At 61.2% G+C, this 24,899-nt stretch carries 19 protein-coding genes; 5 read left to right on the forward strand and 14 right to left on the reverse strand.

All coding sequences use genetic code 11. The annotated features are described in order from the left end of the window. Positions 1 to 38 precede the first annotated feature (38 nt). From KY496_RS13035 to KY496_RS13050, 4 genes are read left to right on the forward strand one after another with little or no spacing between them, the layout of a single operon-like run. Positions 39 to 2,375, forward strand: coding sequence for a glycosyltransferase family 2 protein (locus tag KY496_RS13035; RefSeq protein ID WP_219864995.1), 2,337 nt, complete (start codon positions 39 to 41; stop codon positions 2,373 to 2,375). Further along, positions 2,372 to 4,117, forward strand: coding sequence for a glycosyltransferase family 4 protein (locus KY496_RS13040; protein ID WP_219864996.1), 1,746 nt, complete (start codon positions 2,372 to 2,374; stop codon positions 4,115 to 4,117). The genes KY496_RS13035 and KY496_RS13040 overlap by 4 nt, the downstream gene beginning before the upstream one ends. Positions 4,118 to 4,147: 30 nt before the next feature. Continuing rightward, entirely contained in the window at positions 4,148 to 5,332 is a 1,185-nt protein-coding gene (locus KY496_RS13045) for a polysaccharide pyruvyl transferase family protein (RefSeq protein WP_219864997.1), read from the forward strand. After that, a complete protein-coding gene (locus tag KY496_RS13050; protein ID WP_219864998.1) occupies positions 5,329 to 6,369 on the forward strand; it encodes a phytanoyl-CoA dioxygenase family protein in 1,041 nt (346 codons plus the stop codon). The genes KY496_RS13045 and KY496_RS13050 overlap by 4 nt, the downstream gene beginning before the upstream one ends. A 171-nt stretch (positions 6,370 to 6,540) precedes the next feature. On the opposite strand, the gene rfbC is transcribed toward KY496_RS13050, so the two are convergent. The 5 genes from rfbC to KY496_RS13075 all read right to left on the reverse strand — a co-directional run bounded on the left by rfbC (position 6,541) and on the right by KY496_RS13075 (position 12,847). Next, entirely contained in the window at positions 6,541 to 7,086 is a 546-nt protein-coding gene (gene rfbC, locus KY496_RS13055; protein WP_219864999.1) for a dTDP-4-dehydrorhamnose 3,5-epimerase, read from the reverse strand. After that, the gene (gene rfbA / locus KY496_RS13060) at positions 7,086 to 7,979 is read right to left on the reverse strand and encodes a glucose-1-phosphate thymidylyltransferase RfbA (protein WP_219865000.1); all 894 of its coding nucleotides are present in this window, start codon (positions 7,977 to 7,979) and stop codon (positions 7,086 to 7,088) included. The genes rfbC and rfbA overlap by 1 nt, the downstream gene beginning before the upstream one ends. Continuing rightward, positions 7,976 to 8,881 (reverse strand): dTDP-4-dehydrorhamnose reductase, encoded by a 906-nt coding sequence (gene rfbD, locus KY496_RS13065; protein ID WP_219865001.1) that lies wholly within the window; start codon positions 8,879 to 8,881, stop codon positions 7,976 to 7,978. The genes rfbA and rfbD overlap by 4 nt, the downstream gene beginning before the upstream one ends. Then, on the reverse strand, positions 8,878 to 9,954 hold the full coding sequence (gene rfbB, locus KY496_RS13070; RefSeq protein WP_219865002.1) for a dTDP-glucose 4,6-dehydratase: 1,077 nt from the start codon (positions 9,952 to 9,954) through the stop codon (positions 8,878 to 8,880). The genes rfbD and rfbB overlap by 4 nt, the downstream gene beginning before the upstream one ends. Before the next feature lie 316 nt (positions 9,955 to 10,270). Continuing rightward, entirely contained in the window at positions 10,271 to 12,847 is a 2,577-nt protein-coding gene (locus KY496_RS13075) for an EAL domain-containing protein (protein ID WP_219865003.1), read from the reverse strand. 309 nt (positions 12,848 to 13,156) lie between these two features. Here KY496_RS13075 and KY496_RS13080 point away from each other — a divergent pair, with 309 nt between their 5' ends. After that, positions 13,157 to 14,206: a M35 family metallo-endopeptidase gene (locus KY496_RS13080; RefSeq protein WP_219865004.1), complete on the forward strand. Its 1,050-nt coding sequence runs from the start codon at positions 13,157 to 13,159 to the stop codon at positions 14,204 to 14,206. Positions 14,207 to 14,232: 26 nt separating this feature from the next. On the opposite strand, the gene KY496_RS13085 is transcribed toward KY496_RS13080, so the two are convergent. The 9 genes from KY496_RS13085 to KY496_RS13125 all read right to left on the reverse strand — a co-directional run bounded on the left by KY496_RS13085 (position 14,233) and on the right by KY496_RS13125 (position 24,849). Next, the gene (locus tag KY496_RS13085) at positions 14,233 to 14,736 is read right to left on the reverse strand and encodes a hypothetical protein (RefSeq protein WP_208279123.1); all 504 of its coding nucleotides are present in this window, start codon (positions 14,734 to 14,736) and stop codon (positions 14,233 to 14,235) included. Positions 14,737 to 14,835: 99 nt separating this feature from the next. After that, positions 14,836 to 15,591 carry a flagellar motor protein MotD gene (gene motD, locus KY496_RS13090; RefSeq protein WP_219865005.1) on the reverse strand — a complete coding sequence of 252 codons (756 nt, stop codon included), beginning with the start codon at positions 15,589 to 15,591 and terminating at the stop codon, positions 14,836 to 14,838. A gap of 14 nt (positions 15,592 to 15,605) precedes the next feature. Then, positions 15,606 to 16,349 (reverse strand): flagellar motor protein, encoded by a 744-nt coding sequence (locus KY496_RS13095; RefSeq protein ID WP_219865006.1) that lies wholly within the window; start codon positions 16,347 to 16,349, stop codon positions 15,606 to 15,608. Continuing rightward, positions 16,331 to 17,059: an RNA polymerase sigma factor FliA gene (locus KY496_RS13100; RefSeq protein WP_005665822.1), complete on the reverse strand. Its 729-nt coding sequence runs from the start codon at positions 17,057 to 17,059 to the stop codon at positions 16,331 to 16,333. Before KY496_RS13100 ends, KY496_RS13095 begins: the two co-directional genes overlap by 19 nt. 46 nt (positions 17,060 to 17,105) lie before the next feature. Beyond that, positions 17,106 to 17,927 carry an antiactivator of flagellar biosynthesis FleN protein gene (locus KY496_RS13105; RefSeq protein WP_219865007.1) on the reverse strand — a complete coding sequence of 274 codons (822 nt, stop codon included), beginning with the start codon at positions 17,925 to 17,927 and terminating at the stop codon, positions 17,106 to 17,108. Continuing rightward, complete coding sequence (flhF, locus tag KY496_RS13110) at positions 17,920 to 19,296, reverse strand: flagellar biosynthesis protein FlhF (protein ID WP_219865008.1); 1,377 nt, start codon at positions 19,294 to 19,296, stop codon at positions 17,920 to 17,922. Before flhF ends, KY496_RS13105 begins: the two co-directional genes overlap by 8 nt. 822 nt (positions 19,297 to 20,118) lie before the next feature. Next, positions 20,119 to 22,236, reverse strand: a complete 2,118-nt coding sequence (gene flhA / locus KY496_RS13115) for a flagellar biosynthesis protein FlhA (RefSeq protein ID WP_219865009.1) — start codon at positions 22,234 to 22,236, stop codon at positions 20,119 to 20,121. Positions 22,237 to 22,257: 21 nt separating this feature from the next. Beyond that, positions 22,258 to 23,433: a flagellar biosynthesis protein FlhB gene (gene flhB / locus KY496_RS13120; protein WP_184239095.1), complete on the reverse strand. Its 1,176-nt coding sequence runs from the start codon at positions 23,431 to 23,433 to the stop codon at positions 22,258 to 22,260. A 129-nt stretch (positions 23,434 to 23,562) separates the two neighbouring features. Continuing rightward, the gene (locus KY496_RS13125; RefSeq protein ID WP_184239097.1) at positions 23,563 to 24,849 is read right to left on the reverse strand and encodes a glycosyltransferase; all 1,287 of its coding nucleotides are present in this window, start codon (positions 24,847 to 24,849) and stop codon (positions 23,563 to 23,565) included. Positions 24,850 to 24,899: the final 50 nt, after the last annotated feature.

Raw genomic sequence — 24,899 nt, forward strand, 5'->3', positions numbered from 1 at the left:
TTAAATAAGCTATCCAATAAGTACTTCGACAAAAAACCATGTCCAAAATATCTCTGGAATCAAGCAGTAATCCGGCAAAGAAAGTCGCAATATCTGTCCTCATGAACTTCCATCGTGAAGGGTTTCTCGCACAAACAACGATTGCTTCGGCAAAAGCCGCTGTTACCTACTTCAAGAATCGTAGACTAGGTGACGTACAGGTTATAGCCGTTATTGATTCCGGAAGCAATATTACCGATGATGTCGTCCAGCGAAATGCTGACTTTATCGACGTGATTGAGCGAGTCGACTACCGTGATCTGGCACAGTCGCGTAACCATGGTGTACGTGCAGCCAGCGGTAAATTTGTAGCTTTTCTCGACGGCGACGACCTCTGGGGCGAATCCTGGCTTGCGCGCGCGTATGCATATATGGAAACCCTCACGTCTCCCATTGTACTGCACACGGAATTCTTCATCGCATTTGGCCGAGAAAATTTTGCACGTGTCCAGTGGGACTCGTTTGCACCGGAATTCGACGCCCTGACTTTGATGCAGAACTGGCACTTCTGTAACAACTCTTTTGCTTCCAGAGACCTATTACTCGCAAACCCATTCATTTCCTATGATCACGACTCCGGGTTCGGATCGGAAGACTGGCACTGGTCTTGCGAAACACTCGCACGTGGTATTCGCCACGCTCCAGTTCCGGAGACAGCCTATTTCTACCGAATGCGTAACGACGTTATGGCATGCGGCGGAGATAGTCATTTGGGATTGGGCGCGAAAGGCGGCTTGCTGGTACGGCCATCGGCATTGTTCACGCCTGAAGCAAAGCAGTTTAAAAGGCATCATGGCCTAGTACAAGATCTACTAATACTGCCGCCTGGAGAATTGCCTCAGCAACTGAAAAGCGCGCCGACTGAATTGCCAGACTCTATTCTTGAGGAGTGGCGCCTGAGTGGAAAGATTGATCCTGATTGTTTCCCCACCAAGCACATTCGTGACACCTTAAACATTTTCCGTCCGGACATCCACTATAGTCTGACGCGGCTTTACAGAAAATTCTTCGCCCAAGTACATGACTGCGAAGATTTCATTTTCCTCGAATTCCGCTCGCACAAAGAAACTTTGGAGGCCATGAATGCAGTGCTAGGCAAGGTAAATAGGCGCACTGCAGTATTCGTCATGTCTGAAATTGAATTGCATGAGGATGCGGTCGATGAAAATATCGTAGTAGTGCCGCTCTGGAAAACCTCGATGTCTGCTCTGATTGGCGGCAATGAGATTGTAACACTCATCACCCGACTACTGCTTCAACTCGTGCCTCGTAACGTCATCAATCTGTGGTCTTCGTTTGCATCCGAAGCAGTACTAATCCCATATGCGCGTGCGTTCGAAACGCTTGGCATCCAAATCCACAACGCCGTCTACAGCGACAAGACGACCGACCTATTCAACCAGCGCTTCCGCTCTGAATGGTTGGCAGCAAAGAGGATGGGCGGGACGAACACGACGATTCTTACGCCGCATCCATCGGGGGCAGACGTGATCAACCACCGTTCTCTGCTGGCTGAGGTACAATCGGTCAAATGCCTTTTCGGCGGACATGAAAATATTGCAAATAACGCCAAAACAGTTTTGACTACAGCGCCGACCGCAGGCATCGATATTAGTTGCGTCCTTAACGTACATCGCGAGAAGGACGTGATGAAGCCTACAATTCTCTCCTTGATAGAAATGCTTAAATACACACATGTAGACCATGCGTGTGCTTTGGAGTTGATTATTGTATTAGACCGGACCGATAAAGCGACACGTGAGCTTGTCAATTCCGCGAAGAGTGAAATCCCGTGCCCGCTCATTATTAAAGAGGTAGATAACGGTAATCTAGCCATTTCGCGCAATGACGGAATTTCCGCTTCATCAGGAAAATATGTCGCGCTTTTTGATGCTGATGATCTATATGGGCGTAACTGGCTGACGAAAGCGATGGACTCCCTAGCGCATTCCGAGAACCCGGAGAGAGCCGTCATGCACCCTCAATATAATATTTACTTCGGTGCAGAAAAACGCATCTTCGAACATAGGCCGCTGCACCCTGGCGATTCAGGTGCCTTTGGTCTGGCTTTTACTAATTACTGGACATCTCTGCTGTTCGCTCAGCGAGATTTATTGCAGTGGCTGCCATTCGATCCAATCGATTTCTCCCGCGGCTTCGCCTTTGAAGACTGGAGCTGGAACTTGAAAGCCCTCCGCCATGGTGTTAGCCATCTCGTCGCGCCTGATACCGCGCATTACATCAGACTGAAAAAGCACGGTAGCCTGAATGCGGCGAGCGTGAATGCCGGCGCCATCTATCGCCCAGCAGGACTCTTCAAGGAATCATTTAAATGAACGACATGACCACTAAACAGTTGAATTTTCCAAACGGTTGGGACGAGGAGTTTTATCTCTTTGAGAATCCGGACGTTAAAGTGGCAATTGCGGGCGGATTACTTAGCTCTGGCTACGCGCATTTTATGCGCTTCGGCGCACTGGAAAATCGTCAGTTCCGTTTTTTTTCCGCAGCCAATGCACCGCTGGACTGGTCTGACTCGGATTACTTGCTCGCCAACCCAGATTTACCGAAGCCAGATTCCAAGAAGCATTCTGCCAACTCCTTTTTCGACCATTGGAATCGGATTGGGCGTTTTGAAGGAAGGAAGCGAGGGCGGGACCAGGTCGTCGAGCGTGCAACATCACAAACTTCTATATCCGCGAATGTAGTTCAAGAAATGTATATGCAAGCGCAGTTTGAGCCAAATATGTTTCCTGACGACTATTTTAATGAAGATGTTGCCGTCACAAGTCTCGATTGGATGACCTACAAAGGAAATGTGTTGCGTGCGTTCTTAAATGAACTGCGGATGGCTGATAATGACGGGCAAGGCCAGAAGACACATTCTTCCGATTCCAGCACCGAACACTATGAAGAAGTTACCAAGAATTCGCATTATACTGTCGGAACTGAAGAACTGCATTTCACGCATGTTTTTTTGGCGCCTTGGCTAAAGACAGGTGGGGCGGACAAGGCTGCAATTCTGTTTGCCAACTCTGTCGCAGAGCAACCTGGCAACAAAGTATTGTTTCTCACTACTGAGGTAACGGGCTCTCCTTGGGCCAAGCGACTTCATCCTTCAATTACCTATTTTGATATTGGAAACTACCTTGGTCGCCCCGGGAAAATTCCCGTCAGCTTGGCTTTTACTGAACAACGAGAACTACTAGCGGCATTTCTTTTGGATCATGCACCAGCGAAAATTCATGTGATCAACAGTCATCTTGGATGGTTCCTGTTCGGAAAGTATGGGATGGCATTAAGTCAAAATACTGATTTATACGTATCGCTGTATTGCTACGATTACACATCTGAATCCGAACCAGTGGGATACGCACGTTACATCCGCCTAGTTGCTCCTTATCTCAAGGGTATCATTAGCGACAACACACGCTTTCCTCTCGAACTAGCCAAAAATTTCGGTATTAGCTTAGAAGCCTGTACTACGACGTGGCATCCAGCTGCGATCGGAAGTAATATTCGACCGTTTCCAGTAGATCCGACCAGTACAAATGTACTGTGGGCATCCCGTCTCGATCGTCAAAAGCGTCCTGATGTGCTACTGCAGATCGCTAATGCGTGTCCTGAACTCGATTTCCATGTTTACGGCGATAGTGTAATGAACGATGCCTCTGCCGCCACATTCCTCAAGGCTATTCAGAGACATCATAATATTCACTACCATGGCGCGTATCAGTCGCTCAATGAAATCAAGCGAATTCCGTATCGCGCGTTTCTGTACACCTCCCAGTGGGACGGCCTGCCGAACATCTTGCTCGAGTTCGGCCTATTGGGACTCCCGATCGTAACCTCCTCAGTTGGCGGCATCGATGATCTGATTACGCCAAGTACTGGGTATACGGTATCCCACCACGAGAACGTTCCTATATATGTGTCGATCTTGCGCAGCCTCGCAACCGATCCCGAGGGGACTCTTGCCCGCGCCGCTGCATTGAAGGATTTAATTGTTGAACGTCATAACGAAACCACTTTTGTAGAGACGCTTGCGTCGATCGGCTACCTCGAATCCACGCGATAAATTTATTTTTCTCGATAAGATAATTAACCCATGCAAAAACGAATAGCAATTCTGGCTCCATCTCACTCCGAACTGGAAGCTTCATTTCATAAGCCAACGTCGAAACTGAATCCCGCAGTGGACAATCTGGGCAATCTGATGTTCAGATATGCCACCAGCATGCACGTTAGGGATTTCGAGTACATCGATGACTCGATGGCTCCGGAAATGATTCGAGAAAAATTCGATGTAATCGTGATGCCCTTAGCTAATCTTCTTCATCCATGGGCTACTAGTTGGGAAAACTGGGCTATGCACACACGGAAGTTTATTGAAGAATGCGGATTGCCACTTGTACCTGTTGGGATGGGTTCTCAAGCGTTGTCTGGACAGCAGGATCCGAATATCGGGCTACCAGAGTTCATCTGCGATCTGGCACGCTGCATCGCTGATCATTCCATCACTATTGGCCTACGGGGTTCATTCACGGCCGAGGTCCTTGATGCCATTGGCGTACGCAACGTCGTAGTAACCGGATGCCCGTCGAACTTTATTTCCCCCAACATGACCCTCGGTCGTGATATCGAGTCCCGAAGCGCGGTCGAATTCCCACAACGTCTCTGTGTATCCGGGAACGATTTCTATGTCAGTAGAACTGGGGTCGAGCAGGATGCGCAGCGTAAGTTGCTCGACTACGTTGAACTTCATGACGCTTTCTATCTCGTCCAAGCGCCTGAGGAACTCGTAGCACTGACGCGCCGCGATCACCTGTCCCACCTTGGGCAGAGTCGGTTGGAGGAACTTCGTCGCTATCTGCGCCCATCGTATGTCAGCTCGCGGTTCAACGAACTGGTGCGCAAACGTTTCCTGAGCATCCCAGCACTGGAATCATGGCTTGAGTTTTCAGCCGGTTGCGACCTGTATATCGGAATGAGGATTCACGGCGCTATGGCAGCAATTCAGGCCGGCACGCTGCCAATATGTATCACGCATGACCGTCGGACAGAAGAACTTTGCGAAACTATGTCTATACCTAGTATTGCTATCAGTGAGTTTGTGCAGAAATCAGACCTATTCGACGTTGTCGAGCACGTAAAGTTCGATGGTGCAGCGTACGATGCAAGACGCATACAACTCGCACATATATATCGGGAGATTTATGCTGCCAATGGAATTCCATGCCATCTGCCGCTTGATATCGACGCTGAAAAAAAACCGGCTGTAGTGCATTCATGACGCGATTATCTGGCATTCCGCACATCGAATCTCCCTTCTTCTCGTGTATTTTTAATCGAAATGATGTAGATGATGAGACGCGTCGCGTGGCGTTCGAGCTCGCGGCCAAAGGCTTTGCCGTCATCGACTTTCCTGATCCCGAAATAAGCTTTGAGGCCATCAAGGAGAATCTGAGGACACACTACGACTTTAACTCCTGGCGCGCCCATGGTCACGAAGCCGGCATTAGCTTGCGCATCCAGGACGCCTGGTCCTTTAACGAAGACGTCAAGCGCATCGCCTGCAATGAGCACATTATCGCCCTGCTCTCGCGCCTCTACGGCCGCCAGGCCTGGCCCTTCCAGACGTTAAACTTCCCGGTCGGCACCCAGCAGCACTTCCACACTGACTCAGTCCACTTCAGCTCGAGTCCGGAACGTTTCATGTGCGGCGTTTGGGTGGCGATGGAAGACATCGACGAGACTAACGGTCCATTGATGTATTTCCCTGGCAGCCACCGCTGGCCGATCTATACCAACGAGCACATTGGCAAGTGCGTGGCCGAGCTTGGCGATACACCAACCCAAGCGATCTACGAGGCAATGTGGCGCGACTTGGTCGCGGCGCATGGCGTGCAACCCGAATACTTCCATGCAAAGAAGGGGCAAGCACTAATCTGGGCCGCCAACCTAATGCATGGTGGAACGAAGCAACTCGACCCGGACCGCACCCGCTGGTCGCAGGTTACTCACTACTTCTTCGACGACTGCGCCTATTACACGCCGATGATGTCCGATCCTTTTTACGGCAGCATCGCGTTCCGCACCCTGACCAACATCGTGACCGGCAAACCGGTTCCCAATCGCGTGGCCGGGCACGAGGTGCCAGCGCGCTTCGTTGAGGCGACGATGCCGGGCCAAACGAAGTGGCAGGAAGAAGAAGTATTCGACCCGCAGCTATATCTGCTTGCTAATCCGGACGTAGCTGCTGCCGGCGTCGATCCGGCTCAGCACTACTTGCTGCACGGCATACATGAGAAGCGCCGGCTACGTCCCTGAACGTTGACCTAGCGCCGCAGAAGGAGAAACGGGCCAGCACGCTGGCTCGCTTTCATTGCTGAAGTTGCTTTTTACAGGCGACTGAACGTTGCCGCACCGCCCCTGCCTGTAAAGTATCGACCATATATGACTAGTTCCACCTGACTAGCAACTTACCGACGAGAGCGACGCTCAGGCGAAGGTTTCAGCGTTCTCTAATAGTAGGCCGCATCTGTCCTTGGCCGACATCGTCGGCGGCTGCCGAACAGGCCATATGACACCGACTGTCGGATCATTCCAGACGAGGCAGCGCTCTTGCTCAGGTGCGTAGTAATCGGTCGTTTTATAGACGAATTCGGCGGATTCCGATAGCACAACAAAACCGTGGGCGAAACCTTCCGGGATCCACAGTTGTACCTTGTTCTCGTCGCTGAGCACTTCGCCCACCCAATGCCCGAAGGTCGGCGAAGAGCGTCGCAGATCGACGGCAACATCGAACACGCTGCCCGTAACCACACGCACCAGCTTGCCTTGAGCCTGGCGCAGTTGATAATGCAGGCCGCGTAAAACGTTGTGTGCCGATTTCGAATGGTTATCCTGGACAAAGTTGACCTTACGGCCGACTGCGTCCTCAAAGCTGTCTTGGCGGAAGCTTTCAAAGAAAAAGCCGCGCTCGTCGCCGAACACGCGGGGTTCGATACGCAAGACGTCGGGAATGGCCAAGCGGGTAATCTGCATCAAAACACCGTTTCTTTCAAAACACGCATCAAGTATTGGCCGTAGCCGTTCTTTTTCATTGGGTCGGCCAGCGTTTTAAGCTGGGCCGCGTCGATCCAGCCCTTGCGGAAGGCGATCTCTTCCGGACATGCCACCTTCAGTCCCTGCCGATGCTCGATCGTCGCGATGAACTGGCTCGCGTCGAGCAGCGACTCGTGAGTGCCGGTATCGAGCCAGGCGTATCCGCGTCCCATGATCTCGACGTGCAGCTTGCCCATCTCCATGTACAGGCGATTCAGGTCCGTGATCTCGAGTTCGCCGCGCGCGGACGGCTTGAGCGTGCGCGCCAGCCGCGCGACGCTCTCATCGTAGAAGTACAGCCCCGTGACCGCGTAGTTCGAGCGCGGCACGGCTGGCTTCTCTTCCAGGCTCACGGCCTTTCCTTCGCGATCGAATTCGATCACGCCATACCGTTCGGGATCCTGAACATGATAGGCGAAGACGCTGGCGCAATCGGTACGGGTGTTCGCGCGGTCGAGCAAGGTATGGAGGTTATGCCCATAAAACAGGTTATCGCCCAGGACCAGGGCCGACGGCGCATCGCCAAGAAAGCGTTCGCCGATCAGGAAAGCCTGCGCCAGGCCGTCCGGCGATGCCTGCTCGGCGTACGACAGGTTCAGGCCCCAGCGCGCGCCGTCGCCCAGCAGTTGCTGGAAGCGCGGCGTGTCCTGCGGCGTCGAGATGATCAGGATGTCGCGGATCCCGCCCAGCATCAGCGTGCTCAGCGGATAGTAGATCATCGGCTTGTCGAATACCGGCAAGAGCTGCTTCGAGATCGCCAGCGTCGCCGGATGCAGCCGGGTGCCGCTGCCGCCGGCCAGGATGATGCCCTTGCGTTTCACGGGTTCGCTCATAGGTTTCCTTGCGCCGACAACTCGGCGATCATGCGGTTCACGTGGTAGCGCCAGTCGGGCAGCACCAATCCGAAACGCGCGCAGAATTTGCTGCAATCCAGGCGCGAGTTCGCCGGTCGAACGGCCGGCGTCGGAAATGCGCTGGTCGCGATCGGCTGCACGGCATCCGGCGCCACGTTCAACACCGCGCCATGCGCCTGCGCCTGCGCCAGCACATGCCTGGCATACGCATGCCAAGTCGTGCCGCCACTGGCAGCGACGTGATAGGTGCCGGACAGGCGGCGCGCGTCAGCCCCCAGGACCGCGATGCGATGCAGCGCCAGCGCCGTGGCATCGGCCAGCAGTTCGGCGCCGGTCGGCGCGCCATGCTGGTCCGCGACCACGCTCAGGGAGTCGCGCTCCTTTGCCAGGCGCAGCATGGTTTTGGCAAAATTGCCGCCGCGCGGAGCGAATACCCAACTGGTGCGCAAGATCAGGTGCATGGCGCCGCTCGCGCGAATCCGTTCCTCTCCGTCGACCTTGGTCTGGCCATATACCGACAGCGGATTGACGGCGTCGGTCTCGACCCATGCGCCCTCTTTCGATCCGTCGAACACATAGTCGGTCGAATAGTGCACCAGCCAGGCGCCAAGGGCAGCGGCTTCTTCTGCCAGCACGCCGGGCGCGACCGCATTGCAATCATGCGCGGCGTGCCGGTCGCTTTCGGCCTTGTCCACCGCCGTGTAGGCCGCGGCGTTGACGATCACGTCGGGCGCGACATCGCGCACCAGCGCACGGAGCGACTCGGGGTCGGCGAAATCGGCTTCGCCACGGCCACATGCATGCAGCTCGCCCAATGGCGCCAGCGCACGCTGCAGTTCCCAGCCGACCTGGCCATCCTTGCCGAGCAACAGGATCTTCATGCAGCCGGCCGTCCATCGGCATATTGCCGGTCGACCCACTCGAGGTAGGCGCCGCTGGTGACGTTGCGCACCCACTCCCCATTGGCCAGATACCACTCGACGGTCTTGCGGATGCCGGTCTCGAAGGTCTCCGCCGGACGCCAGCCCAGCTCGCGTTCCAGCTTGCCCGCATCGATCGCGTAGCGGCGGTCGTGGCCTGGACGGTCCTTCACGAACGTCATCTGCGTTGCATACGATGCACCGTCGGCGCGCGGGCGCAACTCGTCGAGTATCGCGCACAAGGTGCGCACCACGTCGATATTCGCCTTCTCGTTGCAGCCGCCGACGTTATAGGTCTCGCCCAGCCGGCCCTCGGCCAGCACGCGGCGGATCGCGCTGCAATGATCCGTGACGTACAGCCAATCGCGGATCTGCTGGCCATCGCCATAGATCGGCAGCGGTTTGCCCGCCAGCGCATTGTGGATCACTAGCGGGATCAGCTTTTCCGGGAAGTGGAACGGGCCGTAGTTGTTGGAGCAGTTGGTCGTCAAGACCGGCAGCCCATACGTGTGGTGGTAGGCGCGCACCAGGTGATCCGATGCCGCCTTGCTGGCCGAGTACGGACTGTTCGGCTCATAGCGGTTCTGCTCGTTGAAGGCCGGCGCGTCGCTCGAGAGTGAACCATAGACTTCGTCGGTCGACACGTGCAGGAAACGGAATGCGCCGCGGGCCTTGTCCTCCAGCCCGTTCCAGTAGGCCCGCACCGCTTCGAGCAGATTGAACGTGCCGACGATATTGGTCTGGATAAAGGCTCCCGGGCCTTCGATGGAACGGTCGACGTGGCTCTCGGCCGCAAAGTTCAGTACCGCGCGAACCTGGTGTTCGGCCAGCAGGCGGCCCACCAGGGCGCCGTCGCCGATGTCGCCGCGTACGAAGCGGTGGCGCGGGTTGCCTTCGAGGCTGGCGAGATTCTGGAGATTGCCGGCGTAGGTCAGTTTGTCGAGATTGACGACTGGCTCATCGTGTTGGGCCAGCCAGTCCATGACGAAGTTCGAGCCGATGAAGCCCGCTCCGCCCGTCACGAGGATGGTCATTCCTGCGTTTCCTGGTAGATGTGTAGAGATCGGCAGCGCCAGGGCGCATACCCGAGCCCGAGGATTACCGTAACATTTTCGGCGCGATCTGGCCGGATTGTCAATGTGACGGCGACTTGTGAACGGTGCTGGTCATCGCCGTGCGAGAAGGCTCTGCCATCGCGCTAGGTATATAAACTGTCAACTATCACCGCGTGGACGGGAAACCCGTCCACGCTACCATCACGTGGCCGATGGATTAATCCGCCGTGCCGCTACAGGCCATAAGCATAACAAATGCCGGGTGCATGAAAATACGCGGATTCCCACCCCGGGTTTACGCCGCCTCGGCCGCCTTCAACAACGCCTCGATCCCCTGCGGCTCCACCGGCCTGCTGAAACAATACCCCTGCATCTGGTCGCACCCATGCTCGTGCAAAAAGGCCAGCTGCTCCGACGTCTCCACCCCTTCCGCGATCACGTTCAGCTTCATCGAATGCGCCAGCGCGATCACCGCGTTGACGATCGCGGCGTCGTCCGCGTCCTGAGTCAGGTCGCTCACGAAAGAGCGGTCGATCTTCAGGCTGTGGATCGGGAAGCGCTTCAGGCTCGCCAGGCTCGAATACCCGGTCCCGAAATCGTCGATCGCCAGCTGCACGCCCATGTTCGCCAGCCGGGCCATGGTCTCGGCGGCGGCGACCGGGTTCTGCATCAAGACGCTCTCGGTGATCTCCAGCGTCAGCCAGCGCGGATCGCAGCCGGTCTTGTTCAGCAACTCGGCCACGCGCTGGGCCACGTCCTGGCCCAGGAACTGGCGCGCCGACAGGTTCACGCTCACGCGCACCGGCGGCAGGCCGCGGCGCAGCCAGGCCACCTGCTGCGCCATCGCGGTTTCCAGCACCCATTCGCCGATCGGCACGATCAGGCCGGTTTCCTCGGCCAGCGGGATGAAGTCCGATGGCGCCACCATCGGCCGGCCGTGCGGCTTCCAGCGCAGCAGCGCTTCCACGCCGCTCACGTCGCCGCTCGCGATGTCCACCACCGGCTGGTAGTGCAGCAGGAATTCCTGGCGCTGCAGCGCGCGTTGCAGCGCGCCCTCCATGCGCAGGTGTTCCACCGACTGGGCGCCCATGTCGGCGACGTAGAAACTGTAGTGGTTGCCGCCCGTGCCTTTTGACTGGTACATGGCGCTGTCGGCGCACTTGAGCAGGGTCGCGGCGTCCAGGCCGTCGCGCGGATACATCGCGATGCCGATCGAACCGGTCGGGAAGACCTCCTGCCCGCACAGCATCAGCGGCTGGAACAGGTTATCCAGCAGCTTCTGCGCCACCTTGGCCGCATCGGTTTCGCCGCCCAGCTCGGGCAGCACCACCACGAATTCGTCGCCGCCCTGGCGCGCCACCGTGTCGCTCTCGCGCAGGCTGCTCGCCAGGCGGCGCGCGATCTCGACGATCATCTGGTCGCCGGCGTCGTGGCCCAGGCTGTCGTTGACGTGCTTGAAGCGGTCCAGGTCGATGAACATCACCGCCACCTGCGTGCCGGCGCGGTGCGCGTGCACGATGGCTTGCGCCAGGCGGTCCTGCAGCAGCACCCGGTTCGGCAGGCCGGTCAGGGCGTCGTGGTTGGCCATGCGCAGCAGCGCTTCTTCGGCGCTCTTGCGGCGCGAGATGTCCTCGACCACCGAGATGAAGCGCTGGTTGCCGTTGGCGTCGCGCATCATCGAGACGCTGATGTTCACCCAGATCGGCGTGCCGTCGCGCCGCAGCAGGCGCCGCTCGCGCTGGTAGTCGCCGATTTCTCCGGCGCGCAGGCGTTTTACCAGCGCCAGCTCGTCGGGCAGGTCGGCTTCATGGGTCAGTTGCTGGAAGAAGCGCTGCAGCAGCTCCACTTCGCTGTAGCCCAGGATCTGCGCCATCTTGCGGTTCACGCGCAGCAGGCGCCCGTCCGGGCCCAGCAGCACGATGCCCACCGCGGCCTGGCTGAAGGTGAGCCGGAAGAACTCCTCGCTCTCCTGCAGGCGCAGGCGCGCCTTGCGGCGGAACGTGATGTCCTGGCCGATCAGGAGCAGCATGTGGCCGCCCGCCTGCCGGGTGCGGCGGATGTTGAACTCGACGTAGCGCACGCCGTCGGCGCGGCCGTCCAGCGTCACCAGCACGTTGTCCTGCGGCGCGCCGGTGCGCAGCGCCTCGTCGACGCGCGCCGCCAGCTCGGGGGCGGGCAGCCATTGCTCGAGCGGGTGCCCGGCCGCGGCGGCTTCTTCCGGCGCGCCGACCAGGTCGGCCATCGTGCGGTTCATCGAGCGCACCTTGCGGTCGGCATCCACCACCACCAGGCCGGCCGGCATGCCGTCGATCACCTGTTCCAGGTAGTCGCGGTTCTGGCGCACATTGCGCTGGTCGGCGTGGGCGTAGGTGTCCAGCGCCAGCCCCATGTCGAAGCAGACCACCTTCAGCACCGCATCCCAGGCCTCGATGAAGCGCGCCGGATCGTGGTCCAGCTTTTGCCACAGCAGGCTGGACAGTTCAGAGAGGTACTTGCGGTAGGCGCCGATATACCATTTCGGGTCGAGCCCGATGCGCTGGTGGGTGGCGCCCACGCGCAGGCGCTCGTGGATGTAGGCCGGGCCGTAGTCGCCGGCCGTCAGGCTGCTGAAGTAGCCGGCCTGTGCGCGCCGCAGGCGTGAGGTGGTTTCGCTGTCGGCCAGCAGCTCGCGCAGGCGCGGGAAGGCCAGCAGGTGCGCATAAAAACTGTCCGAGAAGGTGTCGCGCTCCTGGTCCAGCAAGGCGTGCACCTCGCGCAGGACGGCGGCGTCGCGCTCGTCGAATTGCAGAAAACTGCGGCGCGCCGCGATTTCTTCGTCGTCCAGGCCGATCTCTCGTGCGAGGGCGTCGATCATTTCCCGGGTTTCCCTCATGCAATCCTCCGCGCCTGCAAGAACCGCACCGACCTGGCCGTACCACTTCTCATCTGGGTAATCATGGGAAACGCCTCTGGTCAATCGTCTTGACCAAGAATTAATAACCTGCTGGATATCTTAGTTGCATGATAGCAAATAGCTTCATGGCGGTCTGTCACTTACTGGCGATCTGTTGTTTATTTGTCTTAGTGTTCGCCGGCCTATTAACTTGGTTTAAGTCGAGAAGCGATGGACGTTGCACCAGCACAAGATGCAGCGCAGGGATGGGGTGACAGTGGGGAATCGTCATCATTTCAGGAGCCCGCCATGTCCCCCCACCCTCTCTTGCCTTCGGCCGCCGCCACGGCCCTGGTGCTGGCGTTGTCCAGCAGCCCCGCGGCCGCCGTCGACGTCATCGTCACACCCGTAAAGCCCACCGTCGAGCGCGGCGACGACGTGATGGTGCGCGTCACGCTCACCAATTCGTCGGGCGCCGCCCAGCACCTGCTGCGCTGGCGCACGCCGCTGGATGGGGTGGAAGCGCCCTTGTTCGAGGTGCGGCGCGACGGCCAGCCGGTGCGCTATCTCGGCCGGCGCATCAAGCGCGCGGCGCCCGGTCCGGCGGACTACGTGCGCCTGGATCCCGGCGCTTCGCTCAGCAAGACGGTCGAGCTGTCGCGGCTGTACGAGATGAGCGTGACCGGCAGCTACACGATCCGCTACCACAGCGCGGCCATGCCGGCGCCGGGCGCCGGCGTCCAGGCGGTGGTCGGTGAGCTGGTCTCGAAGCCGGTCAGCATCTGGGTCGACGGCCGCCTGCCGCGCGGCGCCAAGCCGGCCGCCATGGCGCCGGAGCCGGGCGGGGCCGGCCTGAGCTACGCCAACTGCTCGAACGCCCAGCAGGAGCAATTGGTGACGGCGATGGACGCGGGCCGCGCGATGACGGCCGACAGCCACGCTTATCTGACGTCCGGCAAGCAATATGGCGAGCGCTACACGACCTGGTTCGGCGCCCTCGACGCCGCGCGCGGCGCCAAGATCACCAGCAATTTCACGGCCATCAAGGACGCGTTCGAGAACAAGCCGGTCAAGATCGACTGCGATTGCGACGAGCCGTATTTCGCCTATGTGTACCCGGCGCGGCCCTACACCGTGTGGGTGTGCAGGGCGTTCTGGGCCGCGGCCGTGACCGGCACCGATTCGCGCGGCGGCACCCTGCTGCATGAACTCAGCCATTTCGACGTGGTGGCGGCGACCGACGACCACGTGTACGGCCAGGCCGGCGCCGCCGAACTGGCGCGCACGGCGCCGGAGCGGGCGATCAACAATGCCGATTCACATGAGTATTTTGGGGAGAATACGCCGGCGCAGCAGTGATGGCCGGACCGGTTGGGCAATGGGCTCTACCGCTGCGTAAACGAAAACTTCACCGGAATCGCCGGACTGCTCTTGATGCTGGCCGCATCGAGCTTGCCCAGGCTACTCAGCCACGGCCCGGCATAGCGGATCTCGTAGCTGTGCTGCCCCGGCTTGAAGGCATAGGCCTGGGTGATGTCGATCGTGTTCAGGTGGGTGGTCTGCGGCTTGACCTCGAGGTAGTCGGCCGGGCCCGGCGCGGCGCGCTTGACCATGCGGCCGGTGTAGGCCACTTCTTCCCCGGGTGTGCGCAGGTTGAAGCGCGGGGCGGTCAGGTCGTCGCCCAGCGCGATCTCGCGCGGGATCCACACCGACTGGTCGCCGCGGTTCTCGATCAGCACCCGCACCTTGACCGACTTGGCGCCGGTCTCGACCTCGAGCCGGTGATGCACGTTCACCTTGGCCTCCACGGCCTTGACCGCGCCGACCAGGCCGCCCAGCGCCAGCAACGTCGCCAGCACAGCTGCCGGCATGCTTCGTTTGACATGCATCTCGTCTCCTTACGACACGGGGCCACCATGGTTTTCAAAAAAGGGCTGCCGCGAGCGCGGCAACCGCCTTTCGATTATGACATGAGTTATCGCTGCAGTTCAGGGAAGAATGTTACCGCCTGTTTCAGGCAAGGCCGCCAGGATGGTCACCGCCACCCGCCGGTTGCGGGTCTGTCCGGCCACGTCCGTGTTCGGCGCCACCGGCCGCGTGTCGGCAAAGCCGATCGCCGACAGGCGCGTCGGCGGCAGGCCGTTGTCGATGAACAGGCGCACCACGCTCGATGCGCGCGCGGTCGACAGTTCCCAGTTCGACGGATACACCGGGCTGGCGATCGGCATGTCGTCGGTATGGCCCTCGACCTCGATGCGGTGGGTATCGTCCCTGAGCAGGCCGGCCACGGCGCCCAGCACTTCGCGCGCCTCCGGGTCGAGCGCCGCTTCGCCCTGCTCGAACAGCACGCTCGCATTGATCTCGACGCTGACGCCGCGCGCGTTCTGGGTCACCCGCACCTGGCCCGACTTCACCAGCGGCAGCAGGGTCGCCGACAGCTCGCGCGCCATCACGCCCATGCGCTCCTGCTCGCGGCGCGCGGCCTCGTTGCGCTTGCGGTTGATGATGTGCGACAGCGGCAGCACCGGCTCGACATTGGTATTGACCTGCGTGGCCGCGCCTCGTCCGCCGAAGGCGTCGCCCAGGGCGTCGGACAGCACCTGGTACTTTCCCTCGTTGACGATGGAGATCGCGTACATCACCACGAAAAAGGCGAACAGCAAGGTGATCAGGTCGGCGTAGGAGATCAGCCAGCGCTCGTGGTGCTCTTGCGGGACGTCGTCGTCGTAGCGCTTGCGGGCCATGATGTCGCCTGTCGTCAGTGGCGCGCCAGCAGGCTGGCGACGCGCTCGTCGACCACGCGGCCGTGGTCGCCGCCGGCGAGATCGGCAAAGACTTCGGCCAGGATCTCGTACTGCGAGACCCGGTCGTTGACGATCGCCTTGAGCTTGTTGCCGACCGGGTAGAAGAACAGGTTGGCCAGGCCCACGCCGTACACGGTCGACACGAAAGCGACCGCGATGCCCGAACCCAGGCGCGCCGGGTCGGACAGGTTTTCCATCACGTGGATCAGGCCCAGCACGGCGCCCAGGATGCCGATCGTCGGCGCATAGCCAGCCGCCGATTCCCAGATGCGCGCCGCCTGGCGCTGGGCGAATTCATAGCCGTTGATCTCGTGTTCCAGCAAACTGCGCAGCTTGTCCGGCGCGATGCCGTCGACCACCAGGCGCAGGCCCTTGGCCACGAACGGGTCGGCCTTGTTCATGTACTGCTCCAGCGACAGCAGGCCGTCGCGGCGCGCCGACTGGCTCCACAGCGTGATGTCGCGCGACAGTTTCTGGCGGCCGTTCTTCGGCGGCACGAACACCCAGCGCAGCATGCCGAGGCCGCGCAGGAAGGTGCGGGTTTCGCTCTGCAGCAGCACGGCGCCGAAGGTGCCGACCACGACAATGGCGAAGGCGGCCGGCTGCATCAGCGATGCAAACTTGCCGCCGTCGAGCGTGTAGCCGAGGAAAATGCCGGCTATCGCCAGCACCAGGCCGCCTACGCTGGCCCAGTCCATATATGCTCTCGCAAGGTGGTGCGCAGGCGCGCGACGGCCTGGGTGTGCAGCTGCGACACCCGCGATTCACTCACACCCATGACGGCGCCGATTTCCTTCAGATTCAATTCCTCTTCGTAGTACAAGCCCATCAACAGTTTCTCGCGCGGCGGCAGGTTGTCGATGGCCTCGATCACCGCGTGGCGGAAGTCGGTCTCCATCAGGCCGCGCAAGGGGTCGCTGTCGTCCACCGCGTAGCGGTCGAGGAAGTTGCCGTCGCCGTCGTCGTCATGGAAGTCTTCGTAATAGACCAGCTGGTGGCCGCCCGAGTCGGCCAGCATCTCCTGGTAATCCTCGAGCGAGAGCTTGAGCGACTTGGCCACTTCAGATTCGCTCGGCGGCCGGCCCAGGCGCTGCTGCAGCTCGTGCATCGCGGTCTCGACCTTGCGCATGTTCTGGCGCGTGCTGCGCGGCATCCAGTCGCTGCTGCGCAATTCGTCGAGCATGGCGCCGCGGATGCGCAGCACCGCATAGGTCTCGAACTGCGCGCCATGGTTGTCTTCGTAGCGGTTGATGGCGTCCAGCAGGCCGATCATGCCAGCTTGCACCAGGTCATCCACCTCCACCGAAGGCGGCAGCTTGGCCTTCATGTGGTGGGCAAGACGCTTTACCAACGGCATATGCTCCGTCAGCAAAGAATTCTTGTCCGCTTTCCCTTTGACCGTGTACATGCTGGTGTCAGTCTTCTCTCTGCTTGTGTTCTATTGCCGATGTCGATTACGAGCCAAAGTGGGCCGCGCTCCCCTGCTTGCCGAACTGCGGCATGGCGTGCAGCGCGAACTTGCCTGCCAGCTGGCGAAACGCCACCGACGCGCCGGCCAGCGGGAAGGCGTCGACCACGGCCCGGCCCAGGCGTGCGGCCCGGTGCAGGTACTCGTCGGCTGGCACCGAGCCCATGAAACTGAGCTTGACGGCAAGGTAACGTGTTGCTGCTGCTGACATATTATCGTATACCACCTTGGCCTCTGCCTCTGTCGCACCGGTAACAAGGATACCGAATGGGCGCCGGCCCAGTTGCTGCGACAGCCGCTTGATCAGCGCATAGGCGTTCGTGATCGACGCCGCGCTGGTGGACACCTGCACCACGATCTCGGAATCGAGCATCGAGGCCACCGGGAAATCGCCGTCCGGGCCGAGCTCGGCGTCGACGATGACGATGCCGGTTTGCAGCGCCAGCACGTCGAAGGTATTGCCCAGGCGGCGTGCCTCGGCTGCGGTTTCGGGCGCGCCCATCGGCACCACCGAAAAACCTTGCGGCGCCGGGCGGATCACCTGGTTCAATGCGCTTTCCTGGCGCGCCACCTGCAGCAGCGAAGCGCGCCGGTTCATGCCGAGCCGGCGCGCGACGCCGTATTCCACTTCGCAGGCATCGACGATCAGCACGTCGTTGCCGGCCTGGGCCAGCGAGGCGCCCAGGTTGACCAGCATGGCGCCCTTGTCGTCTTCAGGCGTGGCCGACAGGAAGGTGACCACGCGCGGACGCGGGCCCTGCAGCATGCGGCGCAGGCCTTCGGCCTGGTCGAAATCGAAACTAGCCACGGTTCACCTCGCGCGCGGCTTGTGCCGCAGCCATCATCAGCGGCATGTCGGCTTCGTTTGCGCCGTTGCCGCGGTTGCGGAAAGCGCGGTCGACCAGCAGGTTGCGGTCGGCCACGTGCAGGTCTTCCGGCACGCGCTGGCCGTTCGAGATGTAGTGCAGGTTCAGCTTCTGGCGGATCACGACGTCGAGCACGCCGCCGATCGATGCGGCTTCGTCCATCTTGGTCATGATGGCGCCGTGCAGGCCGCTGCCCTGGTAGGCGCGCACCACTTCGTTCAGCGTTTCGTTGGTCGAGGTCGAGTTCAGGCACAGCAGGCGCTTCACGTCGGCGCCCGAGCCGGACAGCATGGCGACCTGCTCGGCCACCATGTGGTCGCGCTGCGACATGCCGATGGTGTCGATCAGCACGGTGTGCTTGTTGCGCAATTCCTTCAGGGCGATGCGCAGGTCGGCCTCATCCTTCACCGAGTGCACCATCACGCCCAGGATCTTGCCGTAGATGCGCAGCTGCTCGTGGCCGCCGATACGGTAGGCGTCGGTGGTGATCAGGGCCAGCTTGTCCGGGCCGTGGCGCATCACGCAGCGCGCGGCCAGCTTGGCGGTGGTGGTGGTCTTGCCGACGCCGGTCGGGCCGACCAGGGCGTACACGCCGCCCTGCTCCAGCAACGCGTCTTCGTTGCCGATGGTGGTCAGGTTACGCGCCAGCACCGTCTTCACCCAGCGCATGGCTTCCGCGGCATCCTTGGTCGCCGGCATTTTTTCGATCAGGAAGCGCGCCAGGGTGGCCGAGAAACCGGCGGCCAGCATCTCGCGCAGCACGGTCGCCTTGTGCGGCTCGCGCTGGGCGGTGGCGTTCCACGACAGCTCGGCCAGCTGGGTTTCCATCAGGCCGCGCATGGCGCGGATCTCGCTCATCATGCCGTTCATCTCGGCGGCGGCCGATTCCTTGGCCTGGGCGATGGCGGCGCTCATCATCGAGGTCATGGCGCTCATGTCGATGGTCGGCTCCGGGGCCGGGGCGCGGCGCTCGGCGTAGGTCGGGGCAGGTTCGGCGTAGGCTGGCGCGATCGGCGCGGCCGGGGCGGCGTCCTGCAGGCGGCGCGACAGGAAGGCCGGGGCGGCGGCGGGGGCCGCTGCCGGCACTGGGGCCAGGTCGTCGAAGTGCTGCAGTTGCGGCGCCGGCTGGGCCATTTCCGAATCGGCGGCCGGCGCGGCCAGCGAGGCCACGTCATCGTTGTCCAGCGCCAGGATCTCGACCTGGCCGTCGACTGGACGGTTGGAGAGGATGACGGCATCCGGACCAAGGGCTTCGCGCACCTTGCGCAATGCATCTCGGGACGTTGCTGCCGTAAATTTCTTAACCTTCATCTGGTTCTCCGCGCTTCAATCTGGTTCTGCATGACGGGCACGATGCCCATCGATAGGAAGCATTATTGACGATGCCCTCAGGAAACCATCAGGGGAAAAGGATGGGGAAAAGGGCCTATTTCATCGGAATCGGCAAAAGCGATACCTTTTGACCGGATGACAAGCGGAGGGTTGTCGTCAACAGGCGTCCGGGGCCGGGCGATCTTTGCCCCTGAAGAGAGGTCCAAGTATGCAAGACAGGCCGCCTGTCGCTGGCGCCGGGAGGACACCATGGTCAAATCGATTCGACTGTTGTATCGCAACATCCAGGGCCGCGTGCGATGCAATTACAACTGGGACTGGCAAAAGATGTGCGAGCGCTCCGCCGTCATGGTCACCGCCGTCGAGTGGAGCGGTGGGTGCGGCACAGGTGCTGTGACCTATACCCACGACTGCTATCAAAGACGTGAGCAAATGTGCTCAACGTCCTCTTCCTGCCCCGAGCCGTCCTGTTGACCGTGTTCGTATCTGACAGGCGTGACTTTCCCGCCTCCCGCCGACAAAGTTCGGCAGCAGTGTCTGACGTCACCGCCAGACTCGCCACGGGTAGCGCCGTTCTCGCTACAAGAGCGATGGTGGCGGGCCGTGTTTCATATGCCAAGTCGTTATTCACCGCATGCCATGCACATCCAACGTCTTTGATCTCTGTCGCTTGGTTTTCGCGGCAAGGATGAGTTATGTGATGGTGTGCTTCCATACCAGCATACATAGCATCAGACACCGGTGATGGAGCCAGAGTTCCGCTCCGACTGACCGGGCGGCATACGAACCGCCCTTCCCCCATTACATCGGCACACCCACCAGGCTGGTCACCCGAATCGTCTTGGTCTCCGGCACTTCTGCATGCGACAGCACCTTCAGCTGCGGCACGGCGCGGCGCAGGAAGCGCGACAGCAGCACGCGCAGCGGGGCCGGCACCAGCAGCACCGGGGTGTGGCCCATCTGCTCCTGCTGGTTGGCCGAATGGGCCGCCTGCTGGGCGATGGTGTCGGCCAGGCCCGGCTCGATGCCGGTGCCGTCGCCGCCGGCGCCCATCGCCTGCATCAGCAGACGCTCGAGGCGGTTGTCCAGGGTCATCACCGACAACTCGTTCTCGCCCGGGAACAGCTGCTGGACGATGGCGCGGCCCAGGGCCACACGCACCACGGCGGTCAGTTCCGACGGGTCCTGCGTCATGTTCGCGTGCTCCGACAGCGCCTCGATGATCGAGCGCATGTCGCGGATGTGCACACCTTCGACCAGCAGGTTCTGCAGCACTTTCTGCAGGGTCGACAGCGACACGACCTTCGGCACCAGGTCTTCGAGCAGCTTCGGCGTTTCCTTGCCCAGGTGGTCCAGCAGCGCCTGCACTTCCATACGGCCCAGCAGTTCCGAGGCGTGCATCGTGATCAGGTGGTTCAGGTGGGTCGCCACCACGGTGCCGGCGTCGACCACGGTGTAGCCCATGCTCTGCGCTTCGTCGCGCAGGCCGGCTTCGATCCAGGTGGCCGGCAGGCCGAAGGCCGGATCGGTGGTCACCAGGCCAGGCAAGGTGCCGCTGGCCATGCCCGGGTTGATCGCCAGGAACTGGCCGTTCAGCGCTTCGCCGCTGCCCACTTCCACGCCCTTCAGGGTGATGCGGTAGGCCGATGGCTTGAGTTCCAGGTTGTCGCGGATGTGCACCGGCGGCGCCAGGAAGCCCACTTCTTGCGCGAACTTCTTGCGGATGCCCTTGATACGCTTGAGCAGCTCGCCGCCCTGGTTCTTGTCGACCAGCGGGATCAGGCGATAGCCGACTTCGAGGCCCAGGGTGTCGACCGGCATGACGTCCTGCCAGGTCGCTTCTTCGCTCTCGGCCGGGGCCTGCTTGGCGGCGGTGGCCTCGGCGGCGGCCGCGGCGGCCGCTTCTTCCTTGGCCGGCGCTTCCTTGCGGCGCTTCGAGATCAGGTAGCCGGCGCCGGCCAGCGAGCCCGCCAGCAGCAGGAACACCAGGTTCGGCATGCCCGGGATCATCCCCAGGCCGCCGATGATGGCGGCGGTGATGTACATCGTCTCGGGCTTGGCCATCAGCTGGTTGGTCAGCTGCGAGCTCACGTCTTCGTCGTTGGCGACGCGCGACACGACCATACCGGCCGCGATCGAGATGATCAGCGATGGAATCTGCGCCACCAGGCCGTCACCGATAGCCAGCAGGGTGTAGATCTTGGTCGCTTCACCGACCGCCAGGTCGTGCATCACCACGCCGACGATCAGGCCGGCAACCACATTGATCACGGTGATCATGATGCCGGCGACGGCGTCACCCTTCACGTATTTCGAGGCGCCGTCCATGGCGCCGTAGAACTCGGCTTCCTGCGCGACTTCCTGGCGGCGCTTGCGGGCTTCGGCTTCGCCGATCAGGCCGGCGTTCAGGTCGGCGTCGATCGCCATCTGCTTGCCAGGCATCGCGTCCAGGGCGAAGCGTGCGCCGACTTCGGCGATACGGCCGGCGCCCTTGGTCACGACCGAGAAGTTGATGATGGTCAGAATGATGAAGACGACGATACCGACGGTGTAGTTACCGCCAATCAGGAAATGGCCGAAGGCCTCGACCACCTTGCCGGCCGCCGCCGAGCCGGTGTGGCCTTCGGTCAGGACAATTCGAGTAGAAGCCACATTGAGCGCCAGGCGCAACATGGTCGAGACCAGCAGGATGGCCGGGAAGGCCAGGAAGTCAAGCGGCTTGACCGTATACAGTGCGGTCAGCAGCACGATGATCGACAGCGCGATATTGAAGCTGAAGAACACGTCGAGCACGAAGGCCGGCAACGGCAGGATCATCATTGCCAGCAGCATGATGATCAGGATCGGCGCGGCTGCCGCCTTGCCGCCTCGTGCACCGAGGCCGCTCATCCAGGCTGGCAGTTTCATGCTGTTGGTCATTCAGTTCACTCCGTGTTCAGTTCAATTCGGCCCCCCTGGCTTGGGTGGCGCTGGCTGTTGCGACGCCGGGTTCAGCGGGTCCATCTCGTCGGGCACTTTCAACTTCGTCGGGCGATCCGGGTAATCCCCTTCTCCCTTCTTGTAGGCGCGCAGCTGGTAGACATAGGCCAGCACTTCCGCCACCGCCGAGTACAGCTTTTCCGGGATCTCTTCGTCGATATCGGTATGCTTGTACAGGGCGCGGGCCAGGGCCGGGGCTTCCATCAGCGTGACCTTGTGTTCCTGGCCCAGCTCGCGGATCTTGGCGGCCACGTCGTCGATGCCCTTGGCCACGACCCGCGGCGCGCCCTTGCCGTCCGTATACTTCAGCGCCACCGCATAGTGGGTCGGGTTAGTGACGATCACATCTGCAGTAGGTACATTTTGCATCATCCGTCCCCGGGCCATTTCGCGCTGCAACTGGCGAATCTTCCCCTTAATCTGAGGATTGCCGTCCGACTCCTTGGATTCCTGGATCATTTCCTGGCGCGTCATTTTCAGTTTGTCTTTCCAGTGCCACAACTGGTAAGGACCGTCGATCAGGGCAATGAAGCCCAGCGCGCCGACGATGAACAGGAAGGATTTGCCGATCATGGCGCCCACGTGGGCGCTGCTTTCATTGAGGGGCTCGACCGCCAGGCCCAGCATCGCCTCCTTCTGGCCGCTGACGACGATATACGCCACCACGCCCACGACGATGGTCTTGGCGACCGCCTTGAGCAGCTCGACCAGGGCGTTTTTCGAGAACATATTGCCAATACCCTTGATCGGGTTCAGCTTCATGAAGTTGGGCATGAAAGCCTTGGACGAGAACAGCCAGCCGCCGATCAGGAGCGGCGAGACCAGGGCGATGACCATGATGGCGCCGGCGATCGGCAGGCAGGCCAGCAGCACGGCGACCAGGTCATTGAGAATGCGCTCGAACAGGATGGCGGGATTGAAGACCTGTTCGCGGTCGAGCGACAGGCCGGACTTGAGCGCCAGGCTCAATTTGCCTACGAGCATGCCGCCAAAGGCCCACAGGCAAGCCCCGGCAGTCATCAGGACGGTAAAGGTGGCCAGCTCCCGCGATCTGGGAACGTCGCCTTCCTCGCGCGCCTTCTCGATCTTCCGGGGCGATGCGTCTTCTGTCTTTTCTGCGTCGCTATCTTCCGACATGCCTACTCCGCCAAACTATGTCACATGCGCCTTTGTACCGCGCAAATGAAATTATCGCCGGAATTGCCGTGCGGCTAGCTATAAAACAGGATGGGAAAGCGGCCGCTGTTCGCGGCCGGATGCCTGACATTACATGCGGCGGCGGACGAAGGCCGGGGCCGGCTGCTCGCGGCCGAGGTCGGACAGCGGGGCCGGCTGGTTGGCCGCGGTCGGCTTGGCGATGCGGGCGGACACGATCACCGGCGCAATCACCGGAGCGATCGGGGCGACCACGGGCTTGACCACCTTGACGGTGGACGTGGTGGCCGGCGCCAGCGGGGCGGCGGCCACGTGCGCCGGCAGGCGGCGGCGGGCGCGCCAGGCGGCGACCACCAGGCCGTACACGACCAGGTACAGCGCGAAACTGGCGACCACGCCCTGCATCAGCACGGCAGGGGTATTCGCATGGTTGACTGCCAGCGCGGCCGGCACCAGGGCGATGCTCCACGACACCGGCGACACGCAGGCATTGCGCAGCGGCGCCGGCAGCATGCGCAGGTAGCGTGCGGTGATCGCCGTCTTGACCAGGCTGTGCAGGTGCCAGCTGTCCGGATGGCCCGGATGGCGGCGGCACCACAGGCGGCGGCAGATGGTGAACAGGGTTTCGAAGACCGGATAGGCGCAGGCCAGCAGCGGGGCCCAGGCCGAGACCGAGGGATTGCGGTAGACCAGCATCACCGACAGCCAGGCCAGCAGGAAGCCCAGCAGGTAGGCGCCGCCGTCGCCGAGGAACAGTTTGCCAAACGGGAAATTGACGACGAAGAAACCGGCCGTCACGGCGCAGATCACGAAACACAGCTGGGCCAGGTGGACGTCGCCGGCGCCCAGGGCGATCAGGCCCAGGGTGGCCAGGCCGATCACGACCGTGCCGCTGGCCAGGCCGTTGAAACCGTCGATGATGTTGACCGCATTGGCCACGCCGCCCACCGCGAAGGCGGTGAACAGCACCGAGAACGGCAGCCAGCCCAGCAAGCCGTCGAGCGGCGCCAGGCCGGTGTACTGGAGGGTGACGCCGGTCAGGAACCAGCAGACCGCGCCGCTGGCCATGGTCGCCAGCAGGCGCGCGCGCACCGACACGGTGCGGGTCAGGTCTTCGGCCAGGCCGAACACGAAGGCCGGCAGCGAGGCGATCAGCACCGGCAGCAACAGTTCCTGCTGCGCCTGCGGCAGCACGCCCAGCGCCATCCACAGGCCGATCATGATCGCGGCGCCGCCGATGCGCGGGGTCGGGGTGATGTGGAATTTCTGTACACCGCGCGTCGCGTCGAGCGAATAGCGCCCGTGCCAGCGTGTGGTGAACACGAGCAGGAGGGAGCAGATCAGCGATGTGGCAAAGCCGATTTCCAGGCCAGCCATGGGCAGGTTATTAATACTCATAGAACCACTTTGTTAACTCGTCAATTCTAGCGCATTTCTTGTTGATCTTC

This window comes from Massilia sp. NP310, assembly GCF_019443485.1.
In the GTDB taxonomy this organism is placed as follows: domain Bacteria; phylum Pseudomonadota; class Gammaproteobacteria; order Burkholderiales; family Burkholderiaceae_D; genus Telluria; species Telluria timonae.